Annotated in this window: 1 protein-coding gene; it reads left to right on the top strand. The window is 60.9% G+C overall.

The genetic code is table 11. The features are described from left to right. Positions 1-320: cytochrome c biogenesis protein CcdA (locus ACYP03_RS25225; RefSeq protein WP_459782560.1), on the top strand; the 320-nt coding region annotated here is incomplete at both ends.

The following is a 320-nucleotide window of genomic DNA, read 5'->3' as shown; positions in this document are numbered from 1 at the left end:
ATTCTCTGCAACTTCCTTCCGGGGTACAGACCTGGCTGAACCAGCTCAGCAACCAGCAAAAAGGCGGCCAGCTCGGCGGTGTATTTGCCATGGGCGCCATATCCGGGCTGGTTTGCTCTCCGTGCACCACGGCGCCCTTATCCGGCGCCTTGATTTACGTTGCGCAGAGCGGTGACCTGCTGACCGGTGCCATCGCTCTGTACGCGCTGGCGATAGGGATGGGCATCCCGCTGGTTCTGGTCGCCATGTTCGGCAACCGCCTGCTGCCAAAAGCGGGCGCCTGGATGGAAAGCGTGAAAATTTTCTTCGGCCTGGTGCTG

The organism is Photobacterium sp. R1 (assembly GCF_054600795.1).
The sequence above is the reverse complement of the archived record's forward strand: the minus strand, read 5'-3'. Positions and strand labels throughout refer to the sequence as shown.